The 237-nt window shown below is 41.8% G+C and carries 1 protein-coding gene; it reads left to right on the forward strand.

Annotated elements, in window-relative coordinates:
- On the forward strand, window positions 1-237 hold a 237-nt coding region (locus tag KI356_RS26805; RefSeq protein ID WP_212936964.1), incomplete at both ends, for an aldehyde dehydrogenase family protein.

Raw genomic sequence — 237 nt, forward strand, 5'->3', positions numbered from 1 at the left:
ACTATTGGGGGTATATGAATCATTAAAACGCGTTACATTAGAGCTTGGTGGTAAGTCGCCAAACATTATTTTACCAGACGCTGACTTATCTCGAGCGATTCCAGCTGCCCTTTCTGGTGTTATGTTTAACCAGGGACAAGTGTGCTGTGCTGGATCACGCTTATTTATTCCGAAGAAAATGTACGATAATGTCATGGCCGACCTCGTTCTGTATTCAAAAAAATTAAATCAAGGCGC

Origin of the sequence: Bacillus hominis, from assembly GCF_018332515.1 — a bacterium.
GTDB classification, from domain to species: domain Bacteria; phylum Bacillota; class Bacilli; order Bacillales; family Bacillaceae_G; genus Bacillus_A; species Bacillus_A hominis.